The organism is Hymenobacter sp. DG01 (genome assembly GCF_006352025.1).
In the GTDB taxonomy this organism is placed as follows: domain Bacteria; phylum Bacteroidota; class Bacteroidia; order Cytophagales; family Hymenobacteraceae; genus Hymenobacter.
Window position 1 is genome coordinate 636,492 of sequence record NZ_CP040936.1, and the last position, 18,104, is coordinate 654,595.

14 protein-coding genes are annotated in these 18,104 nt (G+C 59.2%); 4 read left to right on the plus strand and 10 right to left on the minus strand.

Features of this window, described 5'->3' with window-relative positions; translation table 11 throughout:
* Positions 1-81 precede the first annotated feature (81 nt).
* Entirely contained in the window at positions 82-1,896 is a 1,815-nt protein-coding gene (locus FGZ14_RS02680; RefSeq protein WP_139920948.1) for an RNA-directed DNA polymerase, read from the plus strand.
* Between the two features lie 50 nt (positions 1,897-1,946).
* On the opposite strand, the gene FGZ14_RS02685 is transcribed toward FGZ14_RS02680, so the two are convergent.
* The 8 genes from FGZ14_RS02685 to FGZ14_RS02720 all read right to left on the minus strand — a co-directional run bounded on the left by FGZ14_RS02685 (position 1,947) and on the right by FGZ14_RS02720 (position 12,992).
* Positions 1,947-6,893, minus strand: coding sequence for a DNA repair ATPase (locus tag FGZ14_RS02685; RefSeq protein WP_139920950.1), 4,947 nt, complete (start codon positions 6,891-6,893; stop codon positions 1,947-1,949).
* A 116-nt stretch (positions 6,894-7,009) separates the two neighbouring features.
* Positions 7,010-7,486: a PepSY domain-containing protein gene (locus FGZ14_RS02690; RefSeq protein WP_139920952.1), complete on the minus strand. Its 477-nt coding sequence runs from the start codon at positions 7,484-7,486 to the stop codon at positions 7,010-7,012.
* 281 nt (positions 7,487-7,767) lie between these two features.
* On the minus strand, positions 7,768-9,936 hold the full coding sequence (locus FGZ14_RS02695) for a flotillin family protein (RefSeq protein WP_257883325.1): 2,169 nt from the start codon (positions 9,934-9,936) through the stop codon (positions 7,768-7,770).
* A 270-nt stretch (positions 9,937-10,206) separates the two neighbouring features.
* Positions 10,207-10,569 carry a hypothetical protein gene (locus FGZ14_RS02700; protein ID WP_139920954.1) on the minus strand — a complete coding sequence of 121 codons (363 nt, stop codon included), beginning with the start codon at positions 10,567-10,569 and terminating at the stop codon, positions 10,207-10,209.
* Positions 10,570-10,634: 65 nt separating this feature from the next.
* Positions 10,635-11,288: an OB-fold-containig protein gene (locus FGZ14_RS02705; protein WP_139920956.1), complete on the minus strand. Its 654-nt coding sequence runs from the start codon at positions 11,286-11,288 to the stop codon at positions 10,635-10,637.
* A gap of 78 nt (positions 11,289-11,366) precedes the next feature.
* Positions 11,367-11,588, minus strand: a complete 222-nt coding sequence (locus FGZ14_RS02710; protein ID WP_139920958.1) for a hypothetical protein — start codon at positions 11,586-11,588, stop codon at positions 11,367-11,369.
* 142 nt (positions 11,589-11,730) lie between these two features.
* The gene (locus FGZ14_RS02715) at positions 11,731-12,432 is read right to left on the minus strand and encodes a PspA/IM30 family protein (protein ID WP_139920961.1); all 702 of its coding nucleotides are present in this window, start codon (positions 12,430-12,432) and stop codon (positions 11,731-11,733) included.
* Positions 12,433-12,536: 104 nt separating this feature from the next.
* Positions 12,537-12,992, minus strand: a complete 456-nt coding sequence (locus FGZ14_RS02720) for a YbjN domain-containing protein (protein ID WP_257883326.1) — start codon at positions 12,990-12,992, stop codon at positions 12,537-12,539.
* A 132-nt stretch (positions 12,993-13,124) separates the two neighbouring features.
* Here FGZ14_RS02720 and FGZ14_RS02725 point away from each other — a divergent pair, with 132 nt between their 5' ends.
* Complete coding sequence (locus FGZ14_RS02725; protein WP_139920963.1) at positions 13,125-13,895, plus strand: LexA family transcriptional regulator; 771 nt, start codon at positions 13,125-13,127, stop codon at positions 13,893-13,895.
* 3 nt (positions 13,896-13,898) lie between these two features.
* Here the strand turns inward: FGZ14_RS02725 and FGZ14_RS02730 are convergent, their stop codons facing one another.
* A complete protein-coding gene (locus tag FGZ14_RS02730; protein WP_139920965.1) occupies positions 13,899-14,372 on the minus strand; it encodes a hypothetical protein in 474 nt (157 codons plus the stop codon).
* Positions 14,373-14,513: 141 nt separating this feature from the next.
* Here FGZ14_RS02730 and FGZ14_RS02735 point away from each other — a divergent pair, with 141 nt between their 5' ends.
* Both FGZ14_RS02735 and FGZ14_RS02740 read left to right on the plus strand, forming a co-directional pair.
* On the plus strand, positions 14,514-15,407 hold the full coding sequence (locus tag FGZ14_RS02735; RefSeq protein ID WP_139920967.1) for an alpha/beta hydrolase: 894 nt from the start codon (positions 14,514-14,516) through the stop codon (positions 15,405-15,407).
* Positions 15,408-15,512: 105 nt separating this feature from the next.
* Complete coding sequence (locus FGZ14_RS02740) at positions 15,513-16,967, plus strand: NAD(P)/FAD-dependent oxidoreductase (RefSeq protein WP_139920970.1); 1,455 nt, start codon at positions 15,513-15,515, stop codon at positions 16,965-16,967.
* 82 nt (positions 16,968-17,049) lie between these two features.
* Here FGZ14_RS02740 and FGZ14_RS02745 read toward each other — a convergent pair whose 3' ends face one another.
* The gene (locus tag FGZ14_RS02745; RefSeq protein WP_139920972.1) at positions 17,050-18,069 is read right to left on the minus strand and encodes a J domain-containing protein; all 1,020 of its coding nucleotides are present in this window, start codon (positions 18,067-18,069) and stop codon (positions 17,050-17,052) included.
* Between the last annotated feature and the right edge of the window lie 35 nt (positions 18,070-18,104).

Here is an 18,104-nt window from a genome sequence, read left to right on the forward strand (position 1 = left end):
ACATGGCTATTGTATATTTTTTAATAGCAAATCATAGCGCGGCTATAAGTCATTATATTTAGGCGTCTCACTGTAAAATTTATGATTCATTCTAGTACTGCTCGCTTTGAAGATAGAGTTTTAACATTAAAAGGTTGTTTCGAGGCCAAAAGGATGTTAGATGCTTGGACTAAATATGTGCTACCTGGTTTTAGAAGTCAGCCTATACTAGACTTACATGATTATTATGACTTTCATAAGAATAGAAAAGAAAAAATTGAAGTAATAATTAGGCAAGTAATAGGAGGGACATACAGGCCCAAACCGCCTATTATTGTTCGTCTTGAAAAGAAACATGGAGTTTCAAGGCATTTGCCTATACCTTCTCCAGAGGATGCTGTTATTTTACAGACATTGTCTGATTATCTTTCTCCATATATAGAAAAGAGTCAACCTTCAAAACGAGCCTTCTATTCAAGAGCTCACGGGTTTATCAGTGAAGAGAATATTGATGAAAGTTTTCCATATGCTTGGTGGCAACTATGGCCGGAATTTCAGAAAAGGATATATAAATTTACATCCCAATTTAATTATGTAGTTGTTACAGATGTTTCAAATTATTATGACAACATCCAATTCAAGCATCTTAGACATAATTTGGCAAGTGCTGGCCAGTTTGATGAACCGGTTCTTGATTTGCTTTTTTATTTATTGGAGTCATTTCTATGGCGGCCGGATTATCTTCCAATAACGGGTGTAGGTTTGCCTCAGCTGAATTTTGATGCGCCAAGGTTGCTTGCGCATAGTTTTTTGTTTGATATTGATAAATATCTACATAATAAAACTAAGGGTAATTTTGTTAGATGGATGGATGACATAGATTTTGGCGTAGACTCAATTCAAGAAGCTAAGGTTATTCTTAAAGAGCTTGATGAAATATTATTGGTCAAGGGCCTTCGATTGAATATGGGTAAAACAAAGATCTTATCAAGTGCTGAAGCTAAAGATTATTTTCTTCCTGATGAAAATCGTTGGATAAATGTTATGTCTAATAGAATTGACTATATGTTATCTATTGGAAAGCCTATCAATATCGAGGTAAAGAAGGTGAGAAATAGATTTAGAAAATTTCTTAGAAAACCGCATGTAGGAAGATGGAGTAAAGTCTATTGTAGATATTTTACATTGGCTCATCAAATTAATGATGATTTTCTTGACAAGTATGTTCCTGGTTTACTTGATCATAACCCAGAGATGCGAGATAATATATTTAAATATTATAGTGTAATGGGATATAGTAAGCAGAGGTTGAAATGCTTGATGGATTTCTATGAAGGCTCGCACTGCGTTGATGAATGTACAGTATTTGCTGTAGTAAAGGTGTTGATTGCTTGGAAAGTGAAATGTGGTTCCTCTACGAGAAAGAGCATTGTTGATCTTGCAAATAGAACGTTAAGTATATCCAAAACACATTTTGTGGCTGGGTTATGGTTGCTTGCTAAATATGGACTGGTTACTGATATATATATAGCTATAAATTCAAACGTAGATTTATGGAAGTATTCAGGGTTTATAGCACGTCAAGTTGCATCTATTATACCGCGTATTCGAAACATTAAAGCAGAATATGACCTTATAGTTAAAAGTATATATAGGGCAGGGCAGTTAGATGCATTAAATATACTTTATCATCATGATTCTATGCGTGATAAAGTTCCTTCCACACTAGCTGAGATGTCATATTTTATGCATGGAAGTGCTGCTAATCCTATGTATCCTTTGCAAAAAGTGATTATGATAGAAAATATACTGAGTAATAACGCTCATGATATAACTAAAAGGAGAATGTTTCAAGCTAAAGTATTAACCAGAATAGTTGATCCTGTATACATAGAAATTATTAAGTCAGCTGTGTAATATATGTATTTGGACCTGTTATAATCATTAACCAAAAGATCAAGCTGTTCTTACTTTAATTGTTTAGGAAATGGATTTTTCAATACCTCCCGAATACCACTCAACCCCCCGGCAATGCTTTCCAGCTTATCCAGCATCTGTAGGAGTTGGCCGGCGCCGGAGTTGCGGAGGTTGTCGCGGAAGGTGGCTTTGATTTCCTGCCAGCGGGCCTGCTCGGCGGGGGTGAGCCAGCCCAGCAGCTCGCGCAGCTTGAGCAGGTTGGCTTCGGTGGCGCTGGTCAGGGTTTGGGCTTCGCTTTCGTAGTGGGCGGCCAGCAGGTCGGTTATTTCCTGGTCGTTCATTACGGGGCGCACCTTCTCGGCCAGCTTGTTCATGTTGCGGTAGGAGCCCTGCAACTTAAACGGCGGCTCGGTACGGTAGGCGTCGGCCTGGGCGGCAGAGGCAATGTAGGCCGCATTCACGCGGGCCACTACGTCGCGCAGGCGCAGCAGCTTCTGGAGCACCGCCACGTACTCGTTTAGCTCCTCGGGCGAGTGGTTTCCCTCGAAGCTCAGGCCATCTTGCTGCCCGGTTTCGGCGAGGCGGATGAGGGCGGGCACGTCTTGGGGGCTTTGGGTGGCGAGGCGGCCCAGGGCGGCGTTGCTGGTGAGGGCGTTTTCGAGGTAGGAGAGGCGGAAGGCTTCCTCGGAGCCGGTGCTCAGGATGTCGCCGAGGTTGTAGATGTCGGCGCGGTTGGCCAGCATGTCGGGCAGCTGAAACACGTCGCCGCTTTCGGTGTAGGGGTTGCCGGCCATCACCACTGCCACCTTGCGGCCGCGGAAGTCGTAGGTGCGGGCGCGGCCCTCGTACACGCCCTCAATCTTGCGCTGGGCGTCGCAGAGGGAGATGAACTTCTGCAGAAACTCGGGGTTGCAGTGCTGAATGTCGTCCACGTAAATCATCACGTTGTCGCCCATCTCGAAGGCCAGGTTCAGCTTCTCCAGCTCCTGCCGCGCCCCGGCGTTGGGGGCCTGGGCGGGGTCCACGCTGGTCACGGCGTGCCCAATGGCCGGCCCGTTGATCTTCATAAAAATGAGGCCTAGGCGGTTGGCTACGTACTCCATGAGCGTGGTTTTGCCGTAGCCGGGCGGCGAGATGAGCAGGAGCAGGCCCATGAGGTCGGTGCGCTTGCCCTCACCCGCCGTCCCGATCTGTTTGGCCAGGTTGGCCCCAATCAGCGGCAGATACACTTTGTCAATCAGCTGATTGCGCACAAACGAGGTGAGCACCCGCGGCCGGAAATCTTCCAGGCGCATGTCCTGGGCGGCGCGCACCAGCAGCTGCTTTTTCAGCTCCTGAAACTGCTCGAACTGCGGCACCAGCACCCGGTCGTAGTGCAGCAGCCGGCGGCGGAAGTCGGGGAAGTTGAGGTGGTAGCTGGGAGTTGGGGTCTTCGGGTCTTGGGGGCTTGGATTTTCCGGCGTGACAATGCGCGGGTGGCTGCCCTGGAAGCCGGTGAGATTTTCACGCAGGGGCGTGTGCACCACCCGCGCAGGGTCGTAGGTGGCGGTGAGTAGGAGCACGGCGCACTCGTTGCAGAAGTCGGAGAGGGTAGCGGCGGTCGGGGCTTGGCGCAGGTAGGCCTGCAGCCACTGCCGAATCAGGGGCAGCTGGGCGGCGGGCTGGTCCTGTAGGCTCGTTACCGACTGCTGGAACAGCTCCGTGGCCTGGCGCTCCTGCAGCTGCTTCTGGAACTGCTGGTACAGCTCGGCGGCTTCGGCGGCGATGATGAAGGTGCCGGTGTGGGTCAGCTCGTGGAAGAGGTAGTCGCCGGCTTCCGCTACCTGGCTTAGTATGAAGAGGCCGGTTTGCTGGGCGAAGGTTTCTACGGCAGCTTGCAGCTCGGTTTTCAGCTCGTCGAACTCCTGCGAATCGGGGAACACCTGCAGCAGCACCCCGATGCCCTGGAGCTGACGCTCCCAGTGGGCGCGTTGGTCGGGGTCGGCGAAGCGCAGCCAGTAGAGGGCCGCGGCGGCGCGGGTATCTGCCGGGTAGCGGAGCAGGTCGGCGGTGCGGGTGAGGCGCACCAGGGCCGAGAGCAGCAGGGCGGCGTCGTGGTCGTGTACACCTTTGAGGTAGCCTTCCTGGTAGCGCGCGGCCATGAACTGCTGCACGTAGGCCAGTAGCTCAGCGGCGCTGAGGTGGCCTAGCTCGGTAACGGACAGCCCGGCGGGGGGGCCCGCTTCCGCATCGGCGGGGGCGGGGTGCTGAGCGGCCTGCAGAATGCGCCAGGCCAGGAATTCAGCACGGTACACGTCCTGGTTTTCCGACACGACGGTTTGCTCCCAGACTGGCCTAGCCCCCAGCAGCGTAGGGTCGGTAATCTTCTGGAAGAAGTTCGTGCCGGTGAGGTGGTAGTACAAGGCATCGTCGCGCAACACCACCGTCAGCTCCAGAGGCTGGGTATTCACGGTGAAGGCGTGGGGACCAAACTTGAGGGTCTGGCCACCATCGGCGAACAGGTCGGCCCGGTCGCGGAGCTGGCGCACGGCGTCTTCGCGAAGGGTTTTCAGTCGGCTCTGCACGTCGTCCGACTTCACCGAGTCGCCGAGGTTGATGAGCTCTTGGGCGGTCTGGCGTACCTTCTCCACCATCACGTCGGCGGCGAAGTATCCGTTGATGTCCGCCACCGATTCCAGACGGGTAAGGCGACTTTGCACCGCTTTCAGCAGCCGCTCGGCGCTTTGCAGCAGGGCCGTGGCGCGCTGGTTGCGGGCGGCTACCAGGGCCGTTTTCTTCGATTCGAAGGCTTCTACTACCTGCTCGCGCCGGGTGGTGAGCTGCTCAATAAACTGGTCGAAGTCGGGAAACTTACCTTCCAGCTCCTCCAGCTGCACCATGAGCTTGGTTAGGTACTCGTCGCACTTGGCGGGCGTGTCGGCCAGGTCGAGGTAGTTGGTGAGGGCCTGTTCCAGCAGCTTGAGCTGGGCCGTAAATTCAGCCTGGGCCTCGGTGCCGGCCAACGCCTGCCGCCGCCGCTTCAGCGCCGCCCGAATCTGGTTGAAGCGGGCGTACACCGTCGAGATGTTGTCGATGATGGCCGTGGTTTGGGTCGGGTCGGGGATGGGCAGGTTGCTGACTACCTCAATCAGCAGCTCCAGCTCCTGGGCCACGGCGGTGGTTTCCTGCTCGCGCTGGTCGGCCTCGATGGTTTTCTGCACTTGCTCCACGCCGTCGGCAATGGCCTGCACGCGCTGGGAGTAGGGCAGGAGGGCATCGGGCTTCAGCAGGAAGTCCACGGTTTGGGTGGCTACTTCCTTGCTCAGCTCCTCTAGGCCAGTGGCGTGCTGTTCCACGGCCGGCAGCTCCACGTAGCGCAGCTCCTTGATGGAAATGACTTCGCCCCGCACCCCGCGCAGTTCGCCCAGCAGCTGCACGAACTCCGTCACAGTATCGGGCGCCGAGCGGCGGATGCGGCCTACTAGCTCGTTGGCTTTCTGAAAAACGGTTTGGGTTTGCTGGGAGGTGTTTTTGCGGATGCTCTGCACCTTCTCAAACTCCTCCACGGCGGCCGTGGCCGTCTGCCGAATGTCGCCCAGCGGCTCGGCCAGGGCTTGGGCGGCGGGCTCGCGCAGCCAGTGGTAGGCGTCGGTGAGGGAGGTCGTCTGGCGGATCAGGTCGAGGTAGAGCCCGGCGTAGGAATCGTCCTTGCTAGTCAGCGTCAGTACTTCCTGCACTTCGCTCATAGCCCGTACAATCTCCTTGTTGCCCAGTTTGTAGAGGTAGGAATCGGAGGTGACGGGCAGCTCAAAATCCGGAGCCGTGTAGGGCGTCTGCCAGATCTGCACGGCGTGGTGCTTCTTGGGTTCGTCGTCGGCGCGGAAGTAGCACAGCTCCCCATTCTCAAACAGGGCATAGCCGTGGCACACAATGGGATTATCGACGCGCTGAGCAATGCGGTTGTAGCTCAGCAGCAGGTAGGTGCCCTGGTCCTTGTTGTAAAACACGTACAGGAAATCCTCCCCGTTCGGCGATACCACGCGCTTCTCAAACAGCATCTCCCGCAGCCCGTTGTCGAAGAGCTTGTTGTCGCCGGTTTGCAGGTAGAAGCCGTGGGGGAAAATCAGGCCCTGCCCATCGGGCAGCAGCACGCAGGCATCGGCCAGGGCATCGAGGCGCTGGGCGGTTTTAAGCTTGAAGTTGAAGATGAAGTAACGGTACTGCTGCTCCTGGTAAGGCCGGATCTTGAGCAGAATCAGGTTGCCCACCACGGCGTAGTAGATTTCCGAGTCGTCCAGGGTCTGGTCCTTGTCGTCGACTGGCTCGCTGAGAATACCCTGCCCGGTGCTGGTATTGTCCTCGACTTTGATGGTCAAATCACCCCCGATGGTCTCCACGAACACCTTGTCCTCGATGCTGATGTGGGGGTGCTTGCCGCCGCGCTGCATGTCGCGGGTGGCGCGCTTCCACTGGAACTCGTGCTGGGGCGGGAAGGTGTACTCGTGGTCGGAGCGGTTGTCGAGGTAGGTGAGCGTGTCGCCCTGCACGAGCCACTTGAACGTCTTCACATCCGAGGCGCTCTTGCCCACCCGAAACACCATAAACAGGTGTGTGCCCAGCACCGCGAACTTCACGAACTGGGTGTTCTTGTAGTAGCGGTACAGGTTGCGGAACTCCTCCAGAAACTGCGGGTTTTGCAGCATCTCCAGCCCCAGCGGCCGGAAATCGTGCTCCGCGTACTCGTACACCCCAAACACGTCGGCCAAATCCGGCTCCGCCTTCAGCCCCAGCACCACGTTGTACCCGAAAACGAACTGCTGCCCCACCGGCACCATGTCCCAGGGCACGCAGTTGTTTTCCGTAGTGATGCGGCCGGTGCCCAGCAGGCGCGTATCCACGGCTCCAAACACCTGCTTACGCTCGGTATTCAGCTTGTCCAGGCGCTGCCGTAAATCGGTGCTGCTCTTGAGCAGGCGGTTGCGCAGGATTTCGTAGGTGCCGGTTTCGAGTTGTTCCATAGGTGATAGTGGCCTAGCCCTCATAGCCTCACCCCAACCCCTCTCCGAAAAAGGAGAGGGGCTCTAGTTGTAGCTTGTAGAGGTAATAATTAGAGCTAGAATCTAGTTTTAGATGATCAGAAGTCCGAGCGAGACTCGTATTTCCGGATGCGTAATACCTCGCCGGTGTGAGCGTTTAAAGCTATTTTTCTGATGTCGGACGCAAAATCAGTTTTGCGTTGACGTACAGTGATGATCCACCGTAGCACGCCCAATTCGGGGGAGTAGCTTATTTCAGCTTGAACATCCTCTGGCCGGTCGCTCTTCCGGAGTACCTGTTTGCGCCGTGCTATCTGGAGTGCTGCGCTTCTCGAAATCAAGCGGCCTCTTTCCGGGTACCGGCTTATTTCCGGCAGTGTAAGGTCGTTGACGGGCTGGCCCCATTTGTCGAGTCCCACCTGAGCTGTCGCACCCTGAAAGGCAAAGCAGAGATAATAACTGCACACATTCCACTTGATGTCGTTGGGCTGTTTCAGCACGCTATCCACATCAACAACTCGCCCTTCTAAAAACCTCACCTGGGAATATGCGGCTTCGCCCAGACGGTCCTTCATATAGGAGGCCAGTTTGTAGCGAACATTGGCAGGCAATTTGTCTAGTGACGTTATGGCTGAGGAAGGAGAAATGAGCGGCCCGCAGTACAACGATGTTGTTGGGGTGCTATCCTCCATCAGTTGAGGTTGATAACCCTGAGCACGGACACTATAGGAATAGACTGCTGCTATAAGCAGCGCAGTCCAAAATCGACACAGCATAAAACTAGAAGCTAGTTCCCCCTCGCCTTTTCTGGAGAGGGGGCTAGGGGGGGCGAGGTACCCGTGAGCGCCGTAAGTTTTTACTTCAACTCCAGCATCCGGGCGGGCTTATCCCCAATGCCTAACGCAGTGGCCGTACCGGCCAACTGCGTGATGGTGGCGCGGGTGGCGTCGTCGCCGGCTTGGTTCATCATCTTCAGCAGCAGGGCCGAGACGCTCAGATTCTTCATGTCCTCACTGCTCAGGCCGAACTGGTCCACGAAACGGCGCAGGTTGGTTTTGAAGTCGCCGCCCCCGTCGAGGGAGAAGAAGGCGTCCTTCACAGTGCCCAGCACTTCGGAGTTGTGCACGGCGCGGTCCACCATTTTGCCTTTGGTGATAGAGCCGATAATCTGGTCAAAGAACATGGTTTCCCCACCCACGATGTCGATTTTGGCGGCTTTGAGGGCTTCGCCGATAACGTCGGCCTGGGAAGCGGCAATGTCTTTCTGGATGCTGATCTGGGCCAGCTCCACCGACTTCTCTTTGTCGAGGCGCAGCTTGAACTCCTCGTGGTCTTTGCCCACTCCGTCGAGCTTCTTCATGGCGTCGGCCTTGGCTTCGATGCCTTTAGCTTCCACGGCAAACTTTTGCTCCGACACGGCGGCTTCGGCTAGGCCTTTCTTCTGATCGGCATCGGCTTTGGCCTGAATGATGTCGGCATCGGCGAGGCCTTTCTCGCGGTTTACTTTGGCGGCTACCAGGCCCAGCTTCTCGTCGGCTTCGGCTTGGGCGCCCGCTTTGGCCTGAATGGCCTGGGCCTCGGCAGCAGCGGTGAGCTGCAGCACGGTGGCCTGGGTTTCGCCTTCTTTCTGGCGGGCAGTGGCTTTGGCTTGCATTACCTGGGCTTCGGCCAGGCCTACGGCGGCGGCTTTGCTGGCTTCGGCTTCGGCCAGGGTGCGGATGGCCTGGGCCTTGAACTCGGCGGAAGCTTTTTCAGCCTCGGCGTCGATCAGGGCTTGTTTGGCGCGGAACTCGGCGGCCTGCTTCTCCATGTCGGCGTTGCCTACCAGGGCCACGGTAGCGGCTTCGGCTTGCTGCTTAGCGGCGGTGAGGGCTACCAGCTTTTCGCGGTCGGCCTGAGCCTGGGCGCGGGTGTCCTTGATGCGCTCCTCTTCCTGCACGGTAGCTTTTTCCACTACCACCCGCTCCCGGATAATGGTCTGGATATTCTTCTTTTCTTCTTCCAGGGCCTTTTCCTTTTCAATCTGGGCCAGTGCTACGATCCGCTCCCGCTCGTTGGCTTCCAGGGCCTGGGCCTGCGCCACGCGCTCTGTTTCCACGGCATCGGTGCGCTGCTTGTTGCGCTCAGCCACCAGCACCTGCCGGTCGCGGTTCTGCTCGGCAATGCGCACTTCCTCTTCAGTGGTAATGCGGGCGCGCTCCGATTTCAGGCGCTCCTCCTGCTGAATCTTCTCGGTTTCGGCCAGCTCGCGGGCCCGAATGCTGGCAATTTCGCGCTTCTGCTTTTCCTGGTTTTCGGTGAGCTGCTTGTCGAGTTGCAGAATGGTTTCCTGGGCCTCTACGTCCTGCTTTTTGATGGTTTTCTGCTGCTCCCGCTGAATCAGGTTGGCCTGAATCTTCTGCTCCGAGGTGAGGGCAATAATTTTCTTGATACCCTCGGCGTCCAGAATGTTGTCTTGGTTGAGGGCGGCCAGCGGGGTTTGCTCCAGGTAATCAATGGCGCAGTCGTCGAGCACGTAGCCGTTGAGGTCGGTGCCGATGATGGTCAGGATCTGCTGCTTGAACTGCTCGCGGGAGTTGTAGAGCTCAATGAAATCGAAGTGCTTGCCTACGGTTTTGAGAGCTTCCGAGAACTTGGCGTCGAAGAGATTTTCGAGGGCGGCGGGGTCGGAGGCGCGGTGGGCGCCAATGCTCTGGGCCACGTTGATGACGTCCTGCTCGGTTTTATTTACCCGCACGAAGAAGTTCACCTTCACATCGGCCCGCAGGTTGTCTTTACACACCAGCCCCTCGGACCCGGCCCGGGAAATGACGATGGTCTTGAGCTTGATGTCCATCACCTCCAGCTTGTGCAAAACAGGTACCACCAGGATGCCGCTGAACGATACCTTGGTGTCGCCCAGGCCGGTGCGCACCAGCGCTTCGCCCTGCACGGCCTTCTGATACATGCGGGCCACCAGAGCCAGAAAACCCAATACGAGGACGGCGACGATGACAATCACCGCCAGGGAAAGTTGTTCCAACATGGAATTAGGGGGTAGGAGTAGTAAATAGACTCAGGGAAAAAAGTACCCGCGGCGGGGTGCCGGTTAGCAAAGGGCAAAAGCAGAGCGCTTACCAGGGTTCGGGCCCGGGCAGGGGTAGCCCCTGCAGAGGCTACGGGCGGAGGGCACCGGGCGGGGCCATCGTCTCAGGGAAACAGCCACTCGGCCAGCCAGGCGAACAGGTCGGCCAGCAGCCCATCCAGCAGCAGGTTGCCCAGCCAGTGCCAGAACGCTTTCAGAGTACCCAGCAAATCAATCATGACGAATAGCGGGATTAAGCCGGAGCAGCGCGGCCAGCAACGGCCAGGCCAGCGCAGAATTATACTTGCCGTAGCGAACTTCCAGTCGGGCAGGCGACGGGGCCGGGGAGCTAAGCGGGGTGCGGACGGGCAATCTGGTACGGGGCATCTGCCCGGCCCGCAGGCCGCACACACTGGCTATTTCAGGGGCCGGAAGGGGGTAGCGGGGGCACAGCAATAACACGATCATAAGGGCTAGCGGCAAGACCAGCGGGAGGGCCGCCGCCCGGAACAGGAGGCCGACTACCCCTACCGCAAGCAGCAGAATGAAGCTGAACAGCCACCAGCCGTTTTTTAATTTAAACACCTGATTCATAGTAGAAGCGCAAGTAACCGAAAAACCCGACGATTACCAGCGGTGGGCCGTTTTCGGTGGCCCGCTCAGGGCACTTCGTAAGCCTCAATGAGGTAGCAGCGCCCTTGCTCATCGTAGTCGATAATCAGGGCCGAGTCGCCTTTCTGCAGTTCCGGGGCCGGGGAAGCCAAACGCACGTTCAGCACCAGCGGGGCGCCCTGCCGCACCGGTACCCGGGCCTGGCCCAACCGCTCCCGGCTGGTGGGCAGCAGCACAGTACACACCCGGCCCACAGGCCGCAGGCCCGCATCGTGGTTTTTCTCCAGGCTGGCAAACAGGTGCACCAGGGGTGCCGTCAGCAGCTTGGCCAGCAGTAGGCTTGCTGGCAGCAGTGGTACCAGCAGCACCAGGCCCACCCCGAAGGAAGTGTTGCCGAGGTAGTAGTTCGTCAGGATGCTGCCCACCCATAAAGGCAGCACCACTAGGCTCACCAGCATCATCAGGGGCACCCGGCCCAGGTTGAAAAACGCCAGCACGTGGTTCAGCCATACTACGCCGCCGGTTTCGGTTGTGGGCGGGCCGTGGTGGCCCGCGTCGAAGACGTGGGTGGTATCCAGGTCCAGGGTTTTCATATCCAGCATCCCGGCCAGCACTGTAAGCCAGTACAGCAGCACAAACACCAGCAGGGCCGTGGGCAGCAGGTTGGGCGGGAGCAGGGCCGCGTGGAACAGGTCAGTCATGGTAATACTAAAAGTGCGGGCCGCGTCGCGTTAGCGCATTTCAGGACGGAAAGAAGCGCAAAAGCCGGCAAAGCTCAACTATACCCAGGAAGTGCCCTCCGCTGCCGGCTGCCGCAGCGCGTGGTTTTCCTGCTCCAGCCGCCGCATATAGCGGCTGACACCCACGCCGTATAAGGTGCTGCCAGCCACCAGCATCCTGACTACCGAGGCCGGCGGCAGCTGCTCAAACAGGCTCAGCAAAATAGCCGTGGTAAGCAGCGCCACGCCCATCCAGTGGAACAGTTTTTCGGTGGTATTCATTGGGTTGGGGCTCTGAACAGGGGTAGGAAAATGCCGGGGCGGCAGAAGACGACGCCAGCGGAGCTTTTGGTGCGGCGTTACGGCGCTTTCATGGCCAGCGAATAACGGTTAGTGTCGGGCCTGCAGGTGCTGTCCGCGGCCTCTACAGGCCCAGCTTGGCCTTCAGGGCCTGCAGCTCGGTAGCAGCCTGGCTGCTGCCATCCTGCCCCAGGGCCTGGTTTATTTCCTGCTCCAGCGACTTGCCCTGCTGGGCCAGCTGCCCGTACGACTCGGCCAGAGCCTCCTCGGTGGCTACTTTTTCCTTCATGCGCTCCAGCAGAGCCACCGTCCCCGACGAATCGAGCTGGGTGAGCTGCTGGTTGATGGTTTTAGTGGCCGTGCTCACCGTTACGCGGGCCTTGAGGGTGCGCAGCTCGTTATCCCACTGATTAATGGTGTGTTTTAGCTGCTGCACGTTCTGGTCGAGCTGCTGGGCCGAGGCCTCAAACCTGGCCTGGTCCTGGGTGGCGCGGTCGGCCTGGGCTTCGTGCTGGGTTTTCTGGCGCAGGGCCTCGGTAGCCAGGCGGTCGGCCTCGGCGGCCTCCAGCTCCTGGCGGCCGGCTTTCTGGAGCAGCAGCACGGCCTTGTTTTCATAGTCGAGGGCGCGGGTCCGCTCGGTGTCGGCCTCGTTGCGGCTCCGGATGGCCAGGGCTTTCACCTCAGCCAGGGCATGCAAGGCCTGGTCAAGGTCCTGGCGCAGGTCGCGCAGGGCCTGCTCGGTCATCTTAATCGGGTCTTCAAGCTGATTGACAGCGGAATGGGCTTCGGCTTGCCCGATTTTGAAAAGGCGGTTGAAGAGGTTCATGGGGGTAGGGGTAGGGGGTGGGGGTAGGAACCTGGGGCCTTAGGTACTTGACTGACGGTTTTTCAAGCAGAGTGTCATTGAACATCAACCAAGTCTCTAATCCGCTAAGTCCCCAACTCCCCAATTCCCGGTTTAGAAAAGGCAATTAGCTCGTCGCTGAACTCGCTGAGCAGCAGGGCCAGGGAGTTCAGCACGGCTTCCAGCTCGGGGCGGTCGAGGTGTTCCAGCTGCAGGGTGTCGCGGAAGATGACCTTACGGCCCGACTCGTCGAGCACAAAGGCGCCGTGGATGATGTCGCGGTTTTTCTGCAGCAGCACCCGGTACACCTCGCCGCTGGGGGCGGGCAGCTCCAGCAGGTACTGCTCCAGAATCAGGAGCGGGTCGCCGCAGCTGAGCACCAGGTTCTCAATGCCCAGATCCGGCTTGCTGGCCACCAGCAGGTTACTGTTTTCCTGTTGGTAGCGCAGCTCGAACCCTAGTTCCAGCAGATAGGTCCGGATAAGATGATAGTAGCGGTTGGCCATCGGAGCGGGGGGTAGGAGAGAGAAGGTAGATAGCAAATGGAAGCAGGTAGCTCAAAAAAATAGCAGTCGCTGAAACCGAAGTGCAAAGGTTTGTAGTAGCTTTACGATGCAATCATACGGAAAGTTTGATATGTGCTCAAAGTTTGAGCGAATAATTTTTTTGACTGCATGTCGTACGTAGGAAAAAATATCCGCAAGATCAGAACGGTTAAAAAGCTGAGTCAGGCTGCTTTTGCGGAATTGTTTGGGTTGGCGCGGCCTAGCGTGGGCGCATACGAGGAGGGAAGATCAGAGCCAAAAATGGAAACGCTGATTCAGATTGCTCAGCATTTTGGCCTCTCCGTAGATCTGTTGCTCACCAAAGAGCTTACCGTAAATGATCTCTACGGTTTTGAGCAATATCAGCAAACCCTACTAACTACCCCCGCCGCTCCTGAGCGGGCCGCTTCCGACCAGGACCAGCGCCTGACGCCTTTCGTGCCCGCCGCTCAGCTGCTGGAGTACATTGTGCGCCACCACGACCTCGCGTACATCGACGCGCTGCCTTCCCTCACATTTCCGCATCAGCTTGGGCCCGCCACCCGCGCCTTTGAGCTGCACGGAGCCGACATGCAGCCCACCCTGCGCCACCAGGACGTGCTGCTGACCTGCATCGTGGATAAAACAACGTTGCGCCTGAAGGCCGGGCGAGTGTACGCCCTGGTGCTGCAGAACCGGCTGCTGGTGCGGCGCCTGCAGGAGCATCGCTCCGACAACACCCTGCGTCTGCGCGCCGACAACCCCGATTACCCAGTACAGGACCTGCCCTTCGTGGATGTGCTGGAGGTGTGGGAGGTGCAGGGCGTGTTCAGCACCCACCTGCGGCCGCCAGCCCTAGTAGAAGAGCGTGTGACGCGGCTGGAGCGCCAGGTAGAGGAGCTGCTGGCCCGGCTGGGGTAGGCGCTAACGCCCGGTGACCTTCAGGGTAGTGCCGATGGCGGACCACTCCTCTTCCAGCTCGGCCTCTGCCACGGGGTTGTACTGGCCCACCAGCCAGTCGAGGGCCGGCGGCAGGTGGTGAAAAAACTGAATATCGTAGTGCATCAAATGGCGCCCCAGGTGAATCAGGCTTTCCACTACCAGCTGGTTGTACACGTCGCGGGCGGGCAGCACCAGGCCCACCTGCTGCAGGGCCGGCACCGACACGCGCGGCATCCATTGGGTGGTCAGCCACATCTGGTCCTCGATGCTGATGGAGGGCAGCTCGTGGAGGTCAATAATAAAATCCCGAACGTCTCCTTGTTCCAGCAGGTAGGCCACCGAGTTCAGGCTGGTCTGAAAGCGCGCCATGCTGTGCGTGTCTGCCCGCCATTGAATCCGAAGAAAAGCGACTTCCGGCGAATACTGAGCAATAAAATCGAACAAGGATAAGATCATGGAGAGCGGCAGGTGTACCAAGGCCGGGCAGCCACTTACGCTAACACCAGGCAAACGGATTTAGCGCGAGGCGCGATATTTCGCCCCACCGTCCGGGTACCCGCCGCCCCAATTCGCGGCCGGGCCGCATCTTTGCGGTTAATGACGACATCTGTTCCCGGCCCCGCTGCCTCGCCGCGCTACCCTTCGCCCCCGCCCGCCATCCGCTATCTGCGCCTGAAGTTTCGGCTGCTGGCGGCTATATCCACGGAGCTGGCCTTCGGGGCTGCCTGGAAGCTGTTCACCTCGCCGCGCCGGCTGCCGGAAAAGAAGTGGGAGCCGGCTGCTCTGGTCGGCGCCCGGCACTTTGGGGTAGCCACCGCCCGCGGCCACGTGGCGGCGTATGAGTGGAACCCGGCGGGCCGCCGTACCGTGCTGCTGGTGCACGGCTGGGAGCACCGGGCCAGTTTCTGGGGCTACATGGCCCGGGAGCTGGCGGCGGCCGGGTTTCGGGTGGTGGCTCTGGATGCGCCGGCTCACGGAGCCTCGGCTGGTACGCGCGTGACCCTGCCTGCCTACGCCCGCGCCGTGCAGGCCGTGGCCGATGAGCTGGGCGAAGTGTACGGGGTAGTGGCCCACTCCCTGGGCGGGGCGGCCACGGCCGGGGTGCCGGTGCGCTTCAACAAGGAAAAAGGTGGCGTGCTGCCCCGGCTGGTTTTGCTGGCCGTGCCCGGTAGCACCACGGCCGTGGCCCGGCGCTTCGCTCAGCTGCTGCAGCTGTCCCCGGCCGTGGTAGCGCGCATGAACCGCTACGTACGCGAGCAGCACGGCCGCGACGCCGAGAGCTTCAGCCTGATCCACACCGGCCGCACCTTGCCCGTGGGCAGGGCCCTGCTGCTGCACGACCACGACGACGCCAGCATACCCTTTGCCGAGGCCCAGGAAATTGCAGGCAGCTGGCCCGGCCTCGACTTCCGGCCTACCTCGGGCCTGGGTCACAACCGCATTATGCGCGACCCCGGCGTTATCGGGCAGGTAGTAGAGTTTCTGGGCTGATGCCGGCGCGCCGGTTTTTTGCGTAGGCATACCTGGCCTCAGCGGCCGGCGGCTTTCTGAACCCTCTTTACCGGCTGACGCAGGTTGGCTGCTACCCCCTAACCAATGCGCAACCCCGAATACGATGCCGTGGTGGTAGGCTCCGGGCCCAACGGGCTGGCGGCAGCCATTGAGCTGCAGCAGGCCGGCCTGGCCGTGCTCCTGCTGGAAGGCAGCCAGCAGCTGGGCGGCGGCCTGCGCACCTCGGAGCTGACGCTGCCGGGTTTTCGCCACGATGTCTGCTCGGCCATTCACCCGCTGGCGGCCGGCTCGCCCTTCCTGCAAACCCTGCCCCTGGCCCAATACGGCCTGGAGTATTGTACGCCACCCGTGGCCGCGGCCCACCCCTTCGATGACGGTCGGGCTGCGGCTGTGCTCAACAGCCTGCCCGAAACCGCCCGCCGCCTGGGGCCCGATGAGCGGGCGTACCGGCAGCTGCTGGAGCCCCTGGTAGCAGCCTGGCCGGGGCTGGCAAATGATGTGCTGGGGCCCCTGCAGCTGCCCCGTCACCCCCTGGATATGGCCCGGTTCGGCCTCTCGGCCCTGCAGCCCGCTACCTGGCTAACCAAACGATTTCAGACCCGGGAAGCTCGGGGACTATTTGCCGGTATGGCCGCTCACGCCATTCAGCCGCTTACTAACCTGACTACCTCCGCCATTGGGCTGGTGCTGCTCACGGCCGCCCACCGCCGGGGCTGGCCCCTGCCCAAAGGCGGCTCCCAGGCCATTGCCGATGCCCTGGTGGCGCACTTCCGGGCCCTGGGCGGCACCGTGGAAACGGGCACCTACATCCGCTCCTTAAGCCAGCTGCCGCCCGCCAAAGCAGTGCTCCTGGACGTAACACCGGCCCAGTTGCTCCAGATTGCCGGCCACAGCCTGTCGGCGGTGTACCAGTGGCAGCTGCGGCGCTACCGCTACGGCATGGGCGTGTTCAAGATAGATTGGGCCCTGGACGGTCCGATTCCATTCACGGCCGAAGAATGCCGACAAGCCGGTACCGTACACCTGGGCGGCACCCTGGAAGAAATTAACGCTAGCGAAGCCGCCGCCTCGCGCGGCCACCACCCCGAGCGGCCCTTCGTGCTGCTGGCCCAGCAGAGCCTCTTTGATGCTACCCGCGCCCCCGCCGGCAAGCACACGGCCTGGGCCTACTGTCACGTCCCGAACGGCTCCACTACAGATATGACAGACGCCATTGAGCGTCAGGTGGAGCGGTTTGCTCCCGGCTTCCGGGACCGAATCATCGGGCGGCATACATTTAACACGCGTCAGCTCGAAGCCTACAACCCTAACTACGTAGGGGGCGACATCAACGGCGGCCTGCTGGATGTAACGCAGCTGTTTACCCGTCCGGCACTGCGGGCCTCGTCCTACCGCACCTCTAAGCCGGGGCTTTATCTCTGCTCCTCGGCTACCCCGCCCGGTGGCGGCGTGCACGGCATGTGCGGCTACCACGCCGCCTGCCAAGCCCTCCACGACGTGTTTCACCTTCGGGCCAGTTCGCTTTACCAGGAGGGGTAGGGGCATGACTTATCAGGCTGCGCGGCGACAATTCCAATCCACAGTTTAGAAACTGCCGGAGTACTGTGCTTTTCCGGCAGCGCTAAATCGTTTCGTGGCCTTCGGCGGCCAGTTCGCGCAGTACCTGGCGCAGGCCTTCCGGTTCCTGCATCAGCCGGTGGATATGGGTCAGGTACTCGGCTTCGGCGCGCAGGTGGCGCTTGAGCTGGCGAATTTCCTGCTCCCGCTTCTTGCCGGTGCTCCCCATAAAGCCGTTTTCGCCGAATTTCAGGGCGTTGAGCTGCTGCTTTAGCTCCGTTGTCTGCTGGTGCAGGGCCTGGGTGTAGCGCGTAAGTACGTCCTCGTCGGTAGCCTCGGTGGGGCCGGTTTCGGAGAGCAGTTGCAGTAGGGTGTAGAGGTCGTTGGTTTCGTAGGCTTCCGTGATGCGCTGCATCAGGACGGTTTTCTGCGCTTGCGCGGCCGGGTCGCGGGCCAGGTCGGGGTGATGGATGCGGGCCAGCTGGCGGTAGAGGGCTTTGGTATTGGAAAGCAGGCGCTGCTGCTGCTCGCGGGCCTCCTGAGCGGCGGCTTCTTCGGCGCGTTGGGCCTTTGTTTTGCGGCGGGCGCGGGCGTGCGCGGCGGCCTGCTCATGGGGTGGCAGGTGGGGGTCGATGGCAGGGGTAGGGGCTGGAGCTTCGGCCGCCGGAGCATCGTCGTCATAGTCGTCCACGCGGCGGCGCGGGCCGTATTTGCGCAGCATGTCCTCGGCATCTTCCCCGAACCGGTCCTGCAGGGCCCGCGCGTTGCCCAGAATTACCTCCTGAATCTGGCGGTGCTCCAGGCGGCTGAAGTAGTCGAGCAGCAGCGCTTCTTCCAGCGGCCCGAACAGGGCTCGACGGGCTTCCACTACTGTGGCCGCGACCGGGCCTACCTGCTGCCAATAGCGGCGGCGCGCCTCAGCCTGCTCCTGGCGCAGCTCGCGCAGGCGCTGCCGCAGCCCTTCCACCTGCTCCACCGCCGCCCGAAAGGCCTGCTGGGCCGGCGTGCCCGGTGCTTGTTCGGGCACCGGAACGGGCAGGGCATTGGCGGCGGGTAGGTCGGTAGCGGGGTTGTGCAGGTTCATAGAACAAAGGTAGGGCCGGATGTACCTATGGCATC